The following is a 13253-nucleotide window of genomic DNA, read 5'->3' on the forward strand; positions in this document are numbered from 1 at the left end:
CCCTCACCCTCACTCGCCCCCGACGCCCTGCCCGCTCGCACCGCCCTGCTGGACGCGGGTCGCGGGCCACCGGGTGCGGCCGTCGTCCAGCAGCACGAGCCCGCCGTCGCGGAGGTCACCGAGCACGACGACCGGCTTGCCGCGCCGGGGCCTCCACCCGTCGGAGCCGGACCACGTCCACCGGGTGCCGTCGGCGTCGAACGTGACGACGTCGTCCTGTGCCACGACGACCGCGCCGTCCCGCACGACTCGCGGGCGGGCGGCGCCGAGCAGCGCGCGGGGGCGAGGCGCGATCATCAGGGGCACCCCGACGGCCAGCGCCAGGACGGCGACGGCGACGCCGAGGACGGCAGACCCGAGCGGGGTGTACGTCCAGTCGTCGTGCCCGGCGACCGGGAGGACGACGGCCGGGTCGTCCGGGTCCACGACCACCTCGACGACGTCACCGACCTCCGCGCGGTTGTCGCCCGGGAACCCGAGCCCGAGAGTCTCGGTCCGGCCCTCCACGTCGACGTCGATCTGGGGCGACCCCCGTCCGGGCCGGACGTCGACGACGGTCACCGCGCTCCGCGGGGCGGAGTCGATGAGCCGCCGGTGGTCCGCGTCCGCCCGCGGGCCGACGACGAGCGCGACCGCCGCGAGGAGCAGCAGCGACGCGCCCAGCGCCGCGCGCAGGCACCACCACGTCACGCGCAGCCTCGCCCGGCGCAGCGCACCCGCGTGCGTGACGACGCCGAGCCGACGCACCGGGCGTCGGCGGTCGTGGTCGGCATGATCCGACGGTCTCCCGCGCTCCACGCCCGCAGTGTCCCAGCCGGCGCTCCCGGGTGGTGCGCCGGCACGGCCAGGCACGGCATCCTCGACACATGGCCAGGCTCCGCGTGACCGCCACCGAGGTGTACGTCCGGATGCACTGGCTCGAACGACTCTCCACCTTCTACTGGCGTGCTGCTCCGCGTGTACCGCGGGACGCGGTCACCGGCGTCAGCATCGTCAAGCCCACCGTCGACCGGGTCGAGGGGCTCGTCAAGGTTCCGTTCATCCTCAACTTCGGCACCCTTCCCGGGCGGCTCTGCACGACGCTCCCGAAGGTCCGGACCTGGGCGGGGCAGCCGGCGTTCGCGGCGACGATGCGCTTCGTCCCGGCCCTCGTCGTGGAGCTGGACGCCGAGCGGGTGCCGTGGGCTCTGTGGGTCGTGTCCGACCGTGACGCCCTGTCCCTCGCACAGACGCTCCGGACACGCGCCCGCTGAGGTGGCGCCGGGGGGTGGGTCGACCGGCCGCGGCGGCGCCTCCCGCCGGCGAGCCGGACCCGGACACGCCGACGCCCCCCGCACCAGCGGTGCAGGGGGCGTCGGACGAACGCGAGGGGCTCAGCGCGAGCGGCGCTTCCCGGCCATCGACATCGCGACCGCGCCGCTCGTCGCGCCGCCGGTCGAGGTCGAGTACACCGAGGTGCTGCCGCCGCCGCGACGCGCGCCGCCGCCGGCACGGGCCGGGCGCGCCGGCTGACCGCCGCGCGACGAGCCGCCACCCTGGCTGCGGCCGCCGGCCGACGCCGGGGCGCCGCCCTGGCCGCCCGCCGAGGCACCGGCGCCGCGACCGCGACCGCCGCCGCCCGCACCGCCACCGGCGCCGCGACGACGACCGTTGCCGCCACCGGCGGGACGCGCGTCACCCCGGCGAGGCTGACCCGGCGCCGGCGTGATGCCGAGCGACGCCGCCGTCGGCGTGACGAGCGCGGCGACCTCGCCGACGAGCTCGGCGACGACGCGCGAGCCCGGACGGGTCGGCTGCGGCTGGACGTTGATCTTGGCCTGACGGGTCAGGGTCCGGACGTCGCCGGCCTGCTCGGGGAGCATGACGGTGACGACGACACCCTCGGACCCGGCGCGGGCGGTGCGGCCCGAGCGGTGCAGGTACGCCTTGTGCTCGGCCGGCGGGTCGACGTGCACGACGAGCTCGACGTCGTCGACGTGGATGCCGCGCGCCGCGATGTCGGTCGCGACGAGCACGCGCACCGAGCCGCTCGAGAACGCCTCGAGGTTGCGCTCGCGCGCCGGCTGGCTGAGGTTGCCGTGCAGGTCGACCGCGGGGATGCCCGCGCTCGTGAGCTGCTTGGCGAGCTTCTTGGCCTGGTGCTTGGTGCGCATGAACAGCACCCGGCGCCCGGTGCCCGACGCGAGCTCCTGCACGACGAGGCGCTTGGCCTCGGCGTCCGGGACGGCGAGCACGTGGTGCGTCATCTTCGCGACCGGGGACTCCGCGGAGTCGACCGAGTGCGTGAGCGGGTTGCTCAGGTAGCGCTTGACGAGCTGGTCGACGCCGTTGTCCAGCGTCGCCGAGAAGAGCATGCGCTGACCGCGCTTGGGCGTCTGGTCCATGATCCGCTTGACGCCCGGAAGGAAGCCGAGGTCGGCCATGTGGTCAGCCTCGTCGAGCACGGTGATCTCGACGCCGTCGAGCGTGAGGCAGCGCTGCTTGAGCAGGTCCTCGAGGCGGCCGGGGCAGGCGACGAGGATGTCGATGCCGCCGTTGAGCGCGCTGACCTGACGGCTCTGGGAGACGCCGCCGAAGATCGTCGTGATGCTGAGGCGCTCGGCGCGGGCCAGCGGCTCGAGCGTCGCGGTGATCTGCGTGGCGAGCTCGCGCGTCGGGGCCAGGATGAGGCCGCGGGGGCGGGCGGCGCGGCGGGCGCCGGTCGACGCGGCGAGGCGGGCGACCATGGGCAGCGCGAACGCCAGCGTCTTGCCGGAGCCGGTGCGGCCGCGCCCGAGGACGTCGCGGCCCTGGAGCGTGTCCGGGAGGGTCGCGGTCTGGATCGGGAACGGGGCGGTGATGCCCTGCGCGGTGAGGGTCTGGACGAGGGACTCGGGCACGCCGAGAGCAGAGAAGGTCATGAGGGGGCGCCTTTCCGGCGGTGGAGGAGGTCGGGGCTCGCGGCGGCTCTGCGGGGTTTCGACTGCTCGAGACCCGCCGGTGCTCCACGACGTCGGACGCGCTGGTTGCGCGCATCGCACCACCCAGTGTGCCTCATGCGGGCCGTTTACGTGCATGTCTGTCGCGTCACGTGCGCCACACCGGGCGCGGGGACGCCGTCGGGCGCGCCCGCACGCCCGGGCGGGAGGGCGCGCGGGCGGGTGAAACCTGGACGGTCGTCCACCTGCGGCGAGGTCGGGGCGTCCGAATCGTCAGGTCCTGCGCCGGGCGGCCGATGGAGAGGCGTGCACCGCGGCGTCACGCGGCGAGCCCACGACACCGAGGAGAGCCGTGACCACCCCGAACGCCGTCCTGGTGCTCTCGCAGTGGGCCACGGGCGACTACTTCGGCGAGGTGCTCGCCGGCGTGACGCGGGAGCTCGGCCGCACCGGGCGGCGCGTCGTCGTCGCGCAGACCCTCGACGCGGGCCTGATGAACGACGACGCCGTCGAGCCGCCGCCGTTCACCGCGCGCTTCGCGTGGGACCACGTCGACTCGGTCGTCTCCGTCTCCGCCGCCGTGCCCCGCGCGTACCTCGAGGAGGTGCGCGCCGCGGGCAAGGCGGTGACCCTCACGAGCAACCGCATCCCCGGGTTCGACGCGCCCGTGGCGATGCCGGACAACACCCAGGGCACGCGCGACGCGGTGCGCCACCTCGCGGAGCACGGCCACACCCGCATCGGCTTCGTCGGCTGCCTCGCCCAGCCCGACATGGTCGAGCGGTACGACGCGTACGTCGCCGCGGTCGAGGAGCTCGGGCTCGTCGCCGACCCCGCGCACTTCTACCCCGTCGCCAACAACGTCGAGCACGGCGGCGCGCAGGCCGCGGCGGCGTTCCTCGCGTCCGACGACCGGCCCACCGGCCTGATGTTCGCGACCGACCGCAACGCGCTCGGCTTCGTCCCGGCCGTCGCCGCAGCCGGGGTCGCCGTCCCGCGCGACCTCGCCGTCGTCGGGTTCGACAACGTCGAGGCGGGCGCGTTCACGAGCCCGACCCTCACGACCGTCAACCAGCGCTTCGACAGCATCGGCGCGCTCGCGGGCCGCCTCCTGCTCGACGAGCTCCGCGGCGGCAGCCCCCAGCCGGCCGGCCACGCGCCGCCCTCGCAGGTCATCGCGCGGGCGTCGTGCGGGTGCGCGGCGTCCGACGAGCGGCCCCGGTGCGAGCAGGTCAGCCCGGCCGAGGCGCTCGAGGGCCTCGAGTCGCGGCTCAACGCGGTGCTCGTCGCGGGCTCGCCGCTCGTCGACGCCCGGCACGCCGTGCAGGCGACGCTCGACGCGCTCGCGGCGGTGGTCGACCAGGTCGTCGCGACCGGGGAGCGCCCCGAGCACGACCGTGTCGCCGCGGTGCTCGGGCCGCTGTCCGCGCACGTGCACCGGCCCGAGGTCCTCCAGCGGGTCGACGACGCGCTCACGCGCTACGTGCAGGACCGGGTCGGTGCTCTCGACGGGCTCGGCTCCGCGGTGCGCGGTCTCGTCGAGAGCATCGGGAGCCGTGCGTCCGCCGCGCTGTGGCGGATCCAGGCGGGCCTGTACGTCGGCCGGGTCGACGGCCTCCGCAACGCGAACCAGGAGCAGTACGAGATCGGCATGGGCCTGCTCGGGCACGGCACGGACGACCCGGGCCGGCTGCGCTGGCTCGCGAGCTCGCACGTGCGCGTCGGGGTGCTCGCGCGCTGGCGGAGCGGGCGGCTCGTCGTCGAGGGCGTGCACGACCCCGAGGGCGTCGTGCGCTCGGCGCGCGTCGGCGACGTCGTGCGCCCCGAGCAGTTCCCGCCCGCCGAGCTGGTCGGCGCCGCGGACGCGAGCCGCGGCGAGGTCACCTACCTCATGCCCGTCCGCGCCAACGGCACCGACTGGGGCACGCTCGCCGTCGTCGGCCCGATCGACACGTCCGCGGGCCGCGACACCTACAACCACTGGGCCGCGCTGCTGTGCGCCGCGTTCGAGCAGGAGCAGCTGACCGAGACCCTGCGCACGTCCGAGGAGCGGTACGCGCTGCTGGCCCGGGCCATGAACGAGGGCCTGTGGGAGTGGGACCCGCAGAGCGGCGAGATGTCGTTCTCGGACCGCTGCTCGGACCTCCTCGGGCTCTCCCTCGAGCAGCGCGCCGGCGCGCTCGACATGCGGGCCGTCTGGTTCCAGGGCGTGCACCCGCAGGACGGCCCCCGGTTCCGCGCCGAGCTCCTGCAGGTGGTCGACGGCACCCTCCCGCACGCCGAGATCGAGTACCGCTTCCGCGGCCCGGGGCACGAGGGCTACCGCTGGATGCTTGCGCGTGCGATGCCCGTGACGAGCGGCGGCCTGCTCGGGCACGCCCGGACGATCCTCGGCTCGCTCACCGACATCGACGACCGCAAGCAGCTCGAGGAGGAGCTGCGCCACAACGCGATGTACGACGCCGCGACCGGGCTGCCCAACCGGCGGATGTTCCTCGAGCGGCTCACCACGAGCGTCGAGCGGTGGGTCGCGGCGCAGGTGCCGTTCGCCGTGGTCTTCCTCGACCTGGACCGGTTCAAGGTCGTCAACGACTCGCTCGGCCACCAGGTCGGCGACCGGCTGCTGCGCGAGGTGAGCGAGCGCGTCCGATCGGTGCTGCGCCCGCAGGACACCGCGGCGCGCTTCGGCGGTGACGAGTTCGCGGTGCTGCTCGACAGCATCAACCCCGAGCAGGTCCCCCGGGTGGCCCGCCGCATCCAGCAGAGCCTCGCGCGCCCGGTGGAGATCGACGGGCACGCGCTGTGGGTCACCGCGAGCCTCGGCATCGCGTCGTCCGCGGTCAGCTACGAGCGGGCCGAGGACGTGCTGCGCGACGCGGACACCGCGATGTACCACGCCAAGTCGCACGATCCCGGCACGCTGTCCTACTTCGACGCCGCGATGCACGACCAGGCCGTGCACCACGTGCGGCTCCAGGCCGAGGTGCAGCACGCGCTCGACGAGGAGCAGTTCGCGGTGCACTACCAGCCGATCGTCGACCTCGCGGCGGGCCACGTGCACCGCTTCGAGGCGCTCGTGCGGTGGGCGCACCCGACGCGCGGGCTGCTCGGCCCCGGGGAGTTCCTGCCGCTCATGGAGGAGACCGGGCTCGTCGTGCGGCTCGGGCGCTGGATCCTCGAGGACGTGTGCCGCCAGGTCGCGCAGTGGCGCGAGCAGTACGACGGCCCCGTCAACGTCAGCGTCAACATCTCGGACCGCGAGTTCTGGCACGCGGGCCTCGTCGAGCACGTCCTGGCGTGCCTGCGCCGCTACGGCCTCGACGCGACGTGCCTGACGCTCGAGGTCACGGAGGGCGTGATCATGCGGCGCCCCGAGCTCGCGCACCACCTCATGGACCAGATGCACACGGCCGGGCTCCGCCTGCACATCGACGACTTCGGGGCCGGGCACTCGTCCCTGCAGACCGTGCACCGCTACCCGGTCGACGCGCTCAAGATCGACCGGTCCTTCGTGAGCGAGATCCTCGAGGGCAGCCAGAGCCGCGAGCTCGTCAAGGCGATCATCGCGATGGGCAGCGCGCTGGGCCTGGAGGTCATCGCGGAGGGCATCGAGACGGTCGGGCAGCTCGCGGCGCTGCGCGAGGTCGGGTGCGCGAGCGGTCAGGGGTTCCTGTTCGACCGCGCGGTCCCCGGCGACCGCGCCGCGGAGCTGCTGGGCCGCTCGCTCGTCGAGGAGGTCGAGGACGCGGCACCCCGGCGCACGAGCACGAGGCCCGCGAGGACCGACCCGAGGCCGTCGGCCACGAGGTCCCCGATCGTGTCCGCCTCGCTCACGTAGATCGACTCGTCCAGGTACGTGTGGCCGAGCCACTCGCTGATCTCCCACTGCACGCCGAGCGCGAGCCCCAGCCCGACGGTCAGCAGGACGACGCCGGCGCGCTGCCCGCGCGTCGTCGCGTCGCGGGGGTGCAGCGCCGCGCCGAGCCGCACGACGGCGAGGTAGGCGACGGCCGCGACGAGGCCGGTGACCACGAGGTGGACCGCGAGGTCCCACCAGGCGACCGCCTCGTACACGTCGAGGATCCCGCTCCACGCGGCGACGAGCAGCCCGGTCCCGTACGCGACGTCGAGCCCGCCCGGGGCCCGCAGCAGGCGCGGGACCACGAGCCCGCCGAGCACGAGCAGCATGAGCGCGACCGCGACCGCGTCGAACGTCAGCGCGAGCAGGACGCTGAGCACCCCGGCGACGCGGACCGCGTCGGCCGGCACCCAGCGGGGCTGCGGGGCCGGTGCCGTGGAGCGGTCGGTCGCGGAGGGCTGCACCCGCGTCACTGTAGGTCCGGCGCCGGGCCCCAGCACCCGGTGCGGTCGACACCGCCCTTCCGGGCCGCGCGTCGTGCCGGACGGTGGCTCAGGCGACGCCGCCGGGGAGCGTCCGCCGGCTCACGAGCCGGTGCAGGGCCCACCACGCGAGGGGCGCGTAGCCGAGCAGCACCGGGTACGGGCCGCGCATCGTCAGCCACGTCCGGGAGCCCGCCCGGCCGTCCGCGGGTGCGTCGACGCCGTGCTCCAGCAGGAGCACGAGAGGGCCCGAGCGCACGCGCCACGTCCACCGGCGACGGTCGTGCTCGACGGCGATCACGGCGAACCGCGCGGTCACGCCGAGCGGCCCGCGCACGCGACCCCGACCGCCCGCGGTGAGGGTCGCGGCGTCGGCGTCGACCCGCCGCAGGTGCGGCGCCCACCGCGGCCACAGCGCGAGCTCGTCGTAGCGGCGCCACGCCGTCGCCGGGTCCACCCCGCCGTGCGCGCGCAGCGTCAGGGAGCCGTCGAGCAGGCAAGCGAGGCGGCGGGGGCGCATGCCTGATCGTCACCCGGCGACCCGCGGGGCGCGCGGCGTACCGCGGTCCGGGTCGACGTCCGCGGCCTCGGGCGCGCCGTCAGATGCGCAGGCGCTCGCGGCGCTGGGCGCCCTGGGTGCGCATCACGTAGCCGAACAGCGCGTCGGCCTCGCGCGCGGTCGTCCCCTCGAACCGGCACCCGTAGTGCATGCCGGTGCGGGACTCCTGGCCGCGCACGACGACGGCAGCGATGAGGAACGGTGCGTCGAGCTCCGGGAACTCGAAGCGGATCACGCTGCCGACGGGCACGGTGTCACGCGCCAGCACGCGCATGCCGTGCGCGCTGATGTCGAGCACGGTGAAGTCGAGCTCGTGCTCGCCCCCGGGCGGCTGCGTGGGGTCGGCGGCGTCGAGCCCCTCGAGGAACACCTCGGCGGGCCGGGACACGACGCCGCGGCACGGCACGGAGGTGCGGACCCGGGCGACCTCGCGCTTCTGCAGGGTCGCGACGAGGTCGACGTCGGCGATGTCGACCTGGTCGCCCGCGACGCGCGAGACGAACCCCGCGTACAGGCACTCGCCGCGGACCTCGTCGAGCACCTGGACGGTGACGTCCCGGCCGACGGCGAGCCCGCGCACGATGTCCTCGGAGCCGATGGTCAGCGTGTCCCCCTCGAGCGCGCGCACGAAGCCGACGACGGTCACGTCGTCGTCCGCGGCGCGGATCGTGCAGGGGGAGAGCTCGTGCATCGGGTGTCCGTCCATGGACGCGGCCGGCGGGGCCGCAGTGAGGCTGTTCCTCGGTCCGACGCTACCCGCGGTGGCGGGCACGGGCTGCCGCCGACGGGGTGAAAGCACGGGGCGGCGCCGGGTGAATCCGGACGTCCGTCCAGGGACCGGCGCGTCTGGTGAGGAGAATCTCACAATTGTCCCTTCCGCTCCCCTACTGTGTGCCACGAGCCCCGTCTCCCGGGGCTCGCGCGTCCCCCGCCGCCCCGTCCCGCCCCCGCGAGGTCACCCTGCCTCCCGCCCGCCGCCGCTGGTCCCTGACCCGGTACTTCGCCGTCGTGAGCGTGCTCGCCATGCTCGCGCTCGGGGCGACCCTCGTGGTGACGATCTCCGGCGTCCTCCAGCGCCAGGCGCTGCGCGACGGCGTCGACGCCGCCCAGACCGTCGCGGTCTACGCGGGACGCGCGGTCGACGCGGAGTCCTTCACGCTCGCGCTGCTCGACCCCGCCCAGCGGGCCCGCCTCGAGGACGAGCTCGCGGGCTACGAGGGCCGCCTCGTCGCGCTGCGCCTCTGGACGCTCGACGGCAACCTGCTCTACGACTCCGAGAGCGCCTCGACCGGCTTCCCGGACGGTGACCGGCTCGACGCCGCGACCCGCAAGGCCACGCCCGACGCGCGCGTCGTCACCGACGTCCGGGGCGGCGAGCTCGGCGGCACGCAGCGCGAGGTCCTGTCGGTCTACACGCCGATGACCGTCGACGGGCAGGTCCTGGGCGCCGCCGAGGTCGTGCTCGACCACACCGCGACGACCGCCGCCCTGCGCGACGGGAGCCGCACCGTCACGATCGTCGTCGTCGCGGGCCTCGTGATCCTGTGGCTCCTGCTGTTCCGGACCGTGCTGACCGCGTCCCGCCGGCTGCAGAGCTCGGCGCTCGACAACGCGCGCCTCGCGCTCCTCGACTCGCTCACCGGCCTGCCGAACCGCCGGCTGCTCGCCGACCGCCTCGGCCGGTCCATCGAGCGCGCGCACGAGGACGGCACCCGCGTGGGCCTCGTGCTGCTCGACGTCGACCGGTTCAAGGACATCAACGACTCGCTCGGGCACGACCGGGGCGACGAGCTGCTCGAGCAGGTCGCGGCCCGGCTGCGCGACGTGCTGCGCGACGAGGACCTCGTGGCGCGCCTGGGCGGCGACGAGTTCGCGGTCCTGCTGCCCGAGGTGCACAGCATCGAGGACGCGGAGCGCCTCGCCCAGCGGGTGCGCGGGGTGTTCGCGGCGCCGTTCGTGCTCGGCGAGCTGCCGCTGCACGTCGAGACGTCCATCGGCGTCGCGTGCCTGCCCGACCACGCCGACGACGCGACGTCGCTCATGCGGATGGCCGACGTCGCGATGTACACCGCGAAGGCCCACCGCCTGGGCGTCGCGGTGTACTCCCCGGACGAGGACGACTCCTCCCCGGCGCGGCTCGTGCTGCTCGGCGACCTGCACCGTGCGCTCGGGGCCCGCAGCACCGGGCGTGCGGGCGTGCGCGGGGAGCCGGCGCCGGGCGCCGGGGGCACCGGCGGCGACGCGGTCGACGGGCACGCCGAGCTCGAGCTGCACTACCAGCCGAAGGTCGACCTGCGGACCGGGCTCACCGCCGGCTACGAGGCGCTGATCCGCTGGCGCCACCCCACGCGCGGGCTCCTGCCGCCCGACCTGTTCGTGCCGCTCGCCGAGCAGTCGGGCCTGATCCACGAGCTCACCCGGTTCGCGCTCACGACCGCCGTCGCCCAGCTCGCGCAGTGGCAGCGCCAGGGACGCACGACGCCCGTCGCCGTCAACCTCTCGGCGCACGACGTCACGTCGCCCACGGTCGTCCTGCTCATCGAGGACCTGCTGCTCGAGCACGACGTCCCGGCCGAGCTCCTCGAGGTCGAGATCACGGAGACCGCGCTGGTCACGGAGCCCTCGCGCATCGTCCCGGTCCTCGAGCGCCTGTCCGCGCTCGGCGTGCAGGTCGCGATCGACGACTTCGGGATCGGCAACACGTCGATCTCCCAGCTGCTCGACCTGCCCGTCGACCAGCTCAAGATCGACCGCCGCTTCGTCACCGGGTTGACCGCGTCGAGCCTGCCGTCGAGCGGGCGCGGGTCGGGCGTCGTCGTCAAGGCCATGGTCGACCTCGCGCACTCGTTCGGCCTCACGGTCGTGGCCGAGGGCGTCGAGGACGCGGCGACCGCCGAGATGCTGCGGAGCCTCGACGTCGACCAGGCGCAGGGCTACCACTACGCCCAGGCGCTGCCCGCCGACGAGCTCCCCGACCCCGCGCCGACATCGGTGTCGACCGCGCTCGCCGGGGTGCCCCGGCCCGCACGCCCGGTGGCCTCCGTGTAGCCCCGAGCCCACCCGAACCGGTCCACACCGGCCCAGGACGGCGCGCACCCGCCCAGACCGTCCGATCCCCGCACGAAGTCGTGCAGAAACGCTCAAGTCGCCCGGACGTCCTGCCGATGAGCCCCACGACCCCCACCGGGACCCCGCACCGCGCGGCCCCACCTCGATGAAAGGCACCCCGAGACCGATGGACGAGCTCCTCATGGAGATGGTCGACCCCCGCCCCCAGCGCCACGACGCCGCCCGGCGCCGACGGCTCGTCTCGACGGTCGTGATCCTCGGCCTCGCCGGGGTCGGCGTGACCGCCCTGACGACCGCGGCCCTGTTCACCGACAACGAGGCGGTCGCCGGGAACGGCATCACGACCGGCACGATCGACCTCGCCGCGTCCGCGCCCGACTTCGTGGTGCCGAGCGGGGGGCTCGCGCCGGGGGACGCGGTGCTCGCCGAGGTCACGGTGCGCAACGGCGGCTCGCTGCGCTACCGCTACGCCGTCCGCTACCAGGCGAGCGACGTCGACACCGCGTCGGGCACCGCCGACCACGCGCCCGACGCCGAGGCGACGGAGGCGCGCCTGTCCGCGCAGCTCCAGCTCCGCCTCTACGCCGGGGTCACGTGCACGCGCGCCGGGACGGACGGCGCCGAGCCGCTCGCCCGCGCCGGGCACGTCGACGGCGCCGGCGCGCTCGCGACCGACGGGTGGACCCGCCTGCTGGGCGACCCGACGAGCCTCGCGCAGCCCGGCGACCGTGACCTGCCCTCGCAGGAGTCGGAGACGCTGTGCGTGCGCCTCGACCTCGCGCAGGACGCGGGCAACGAGTACCAGGACACGTCCAGCTCGATCTCGCTGCGGTTCGACGCGGAGCAGACGACCAACAACTCGTGAGCACGACGACCCGGCCGTTCGGTACGACCGCGCCCGCCGACGAACCTGTCGGCGGGTCGCGGGGTGCCGGCGTGCCCCGGGTCGGTCCGCCCTCGGTCCCCACGCCGCGGCTCACGTCGGCGCCCGGGTCCGGGCCCACGGCGACGCCCGCGCAGCCCGCTCCCGCGCCTGCGCCGTCGCCTCCGCCCGCGTTCCGGCCGCCCGCTCGTGGGCCTCGTCCGCCGGGGCACGCGCGGGCACGCCGGCCGGGGCTCCCGCCGCTGCTCGCGCGCGCGGCCGCCCCGGCCGGGACACGCTCCCGGCCCACCACCGCCACCACGCCGGCCATCGGGCTGGAGGCGGTCGCCTCGGCGGCGCGGGCGCAGGAGCTCGCGGGCGGCTCGTGGGTCCCCGGCACCGCCCGGACGCGGACGGCCGCGCGGTGGTTCCCCACCTTCACCCGCGCGCTGCGCGCCCTCGGCCGGCCCCGCGCCGCCCGGGGGGCCGCGCCGCACAGGGCGCAGTGGACGCCGGCCAACCTCGCGCGGGTGCCGCGCAGCTGGCGCCGGCGTCTCGTCACGGCGGTCGCGTGGCTCGTGGTCGTGGTGTGCGCGACGGCGTACGCGGTCTCGCTGCTCGTCCCGCTGTGGTTCCAGCTGCACGACCAGCGCGTGCTCATCGTGACGTCCGGCTCGATGTCCGGGACCGAGTCGGGCGGCTTCGACGCCGGCGACGCGGTCATCATGCGGCGCATCACCGACCCGTCCCAGCTGCGGGTCGGTCAGGTCGTGTCGTTCTGGCCCCCGGGCTCCGACGCGCTCGTCACGCACCGCATCGTCGCGCTGCACTACCTGCCGGTGCTGCGCCAGGACGAGGCCACCGGCCGCATGCTCCCGACGCGCGACCCGGTCACCGGCGAGCTCGTGGAGCGCCCGTTCATCGTGACGAAGGGCGACGCCAACCCCGCGCCCGACCCGGACGCGACGCCGCTGTCCCGCGTGCGAGGCGTGGTGCTCGACGTCTACCCGGGCTGGGGGTGGGTCCTCGCGTGGGCCCGCTCGGCGGAGGGCCGGTTCGCGATGCTCGTGCCGCCGCTCGTCGCGCTCGCCGTCATGGAGGTCCAGTCGCTGCTCGACAGCCGACGAGCCCCCCGCCCGCCGCGGCACCGAGGGAGGACGCAGGATGACCTCCTCCTCGGCTGACCCCCGCGACGCACGGGGCCGGGTGCTGCGCCTCGTCGCCGCGTCGCTCGTCGTGGCCGGTGCGCTGCTCGGCACGGCGGCGGCCGCTCCCGGCTCCACGTCGGCGGTGTTCACCGACACCGAGACGGTCGTCACGACCGTGCGGACGGTGCCCGACTTCGACGCCCCGCGCACGCCGCCCGCACCGGCGCCCACCGCGACGCCGACGGCCACCCCGACCCCCACGACGCCGCCCGCACCGGCGTCGTCCCGGGACGACCTCCGGGCTCCGCGCGAGGGCCGCGGCCGCTGAGCCGGGACGCCCGCTCCGCCCCGCCGGG

Annotated in this window: 10 protein-coding genes; 6 read left to right on the forward strand and 4 right to left on the reverse strand. The window is 75.6% G+C overall.

What is annotated here, in order from left to right:
* Nucleotides 1-9: 9 nt before the first annotated feature.
* Nucleotides 10-798: a DUF3592 domain-containing protein gene (locus NXY84_RS18635; RefSeq protein ID WP_258724523.1), complete on the reverse strand. Its 789-nt coding sequence runs from the start codon at nucleotides 796-798 to the stop codon at nucleotides 10-12.
* Nucleotides 799-866: 68 nt separating this feature from the next.
* Between NXY84_RS18635 and NXY84_RS18640 the strand changes: the two genes are divergently transcribed.
* Complete coding sequence (locus NXY84_RS18640) at nucleotides 867-1253, forward strand: hypothetical protein (protein WP_258724524.1); 387 nt, start codon at nucleotides 867-869, stop codon at nucleotides 1251-1253.
* 120 nt (nucleotides 1254-1373) lie between these two features.
* On the opposite strand, the gene NXY84_RS18645 is transcribed toward NXY84_RS18640, so the two are convergent.
* Complete coding sequence (locus NXY84_RS18645) at nucleotides 1374-2900, reverse strand: DEAD/DEAH box helicase (protein ID WP_258724525.1); 1527 nt, start codon at nucleotides 2898-2900, stop codon at nucleotides 1374-1376.
* Nucleotides 2901-3270: 370 nt separating this feature from the next.
* On the opposite strand from NXY84_RS18645, the gene NXY84_RS18650 reads away from it, so the two are divergent.
* Nucleotides 3271-6756: an EAL domain-containing protein gene (locus NXY84_RS18650; RefSeq protein ID WP_258724526.1), complete on the forward strand. Its 3486-nt coding sequence runs from the start codon at nucleotides 3271-3273 to the stop codon at nucleotides 6754-6756.
* Nucleotides 6757-7329: 573 nt separating this feature from the next.
* Here the strand turns inward: NXY84_RS18650 and NXY84_RS18655 are convergent.
* Nucleotides 7330-7779 carry an SRPBCC family protein gene (locus NXY84_RS18655; RefSeq protein WP_258724527.1) on the reverse strand — a complete coding sequence of 150 codons (450 nt, stop codon included), beginning with the start codon at nucleotides 7777-7779 and terminating at the stop codon, nucleotides 7330-7332.
* Between the two features lie 79 nt (nucleotides 7780-7858).
* Nucleotides 7859-8509, reverse strand: coding sequence for a PilZ domain-containing protein (locus NXY84_RS18660; protein ID WP_258724528.1), 651 nt, complete (start codon nucleotides 8507-8509; stop codon nucleotides 7859-7861).
* A 317-nt stretch (nucleotides 8510-8826) separates the two neighbouring features.
* Here NXY84_RS18660 and NXY84_RS18665 point away from each other — a divergent pair, with 317 nt between their 5' ends.
* The 4 genes from NXY84_RS18665 (at nucleotide 8827) to NXY84_RS18680 (ending at nucleotide 13225) form a co-directional block, all read left to right on the forward strand.
* Complete coding sequence (locus NXY84_RS18665) at nucleotides 8827-10866, forward strand: putative bifunctional diguanylate cyclase/phosphodiesterase (RefSeq protein ID WP_258724529.1); 2040 nt, start codon at nucleotides 8827-8829, stop codon at nucleotides 10864-10866.
* A 187-nt stretch (nucleotides 10867-11053) separates the two neighbouring features.
* The gene (locus NXY84_RS18670; RefSeq protein ID WP_258724531.1) at nucleotides 11054-11752 is read left to right on the forward strand and encodes a CalY family protein; all 699 of its coding nucleotides are present in this window, start codon (nucleotides 11054-11056) and stop codon (nucleotides 11750-11752) included.
* Between the two features lie 527 nt (nucleotides 11753-12279).
* Complete coding sequence (locus tag NXY84_RS18675) at nucleotides 12280-12933, forward strand: signal peptidase I (RefSeq protein WP_258724532.1); 654 nt, start codon at nucleotides 12280-12282, stop codon at nucleotides 12931-12933.
* Complete coding sequence (locus NXY84_RS18680; protein ID WP_258724533.1) at nucleotides 12914-13225, forward strand: hypothetical protein; 312 nt, start codon at nucleotides 12914-12916, stop codon at nucleotides 13223-13225. The genes NXY84_RS18675 and NXY84_RS18680 overlap by 20 nt, the downstream gene beginning before the upstream one ends.
* Nucleotides 13226-13253: the final 28 nt, after the last annotated feature.

This window comes from Cellulomonas sp. NS3 (assembly GCF_024757985.1).
Classification (GTDB): domain Bacteria; phylum Actinomycetota; class Actinomycetes; order Actinomycetales; family Cellulomonadaceae; genus Cellulomonas_A.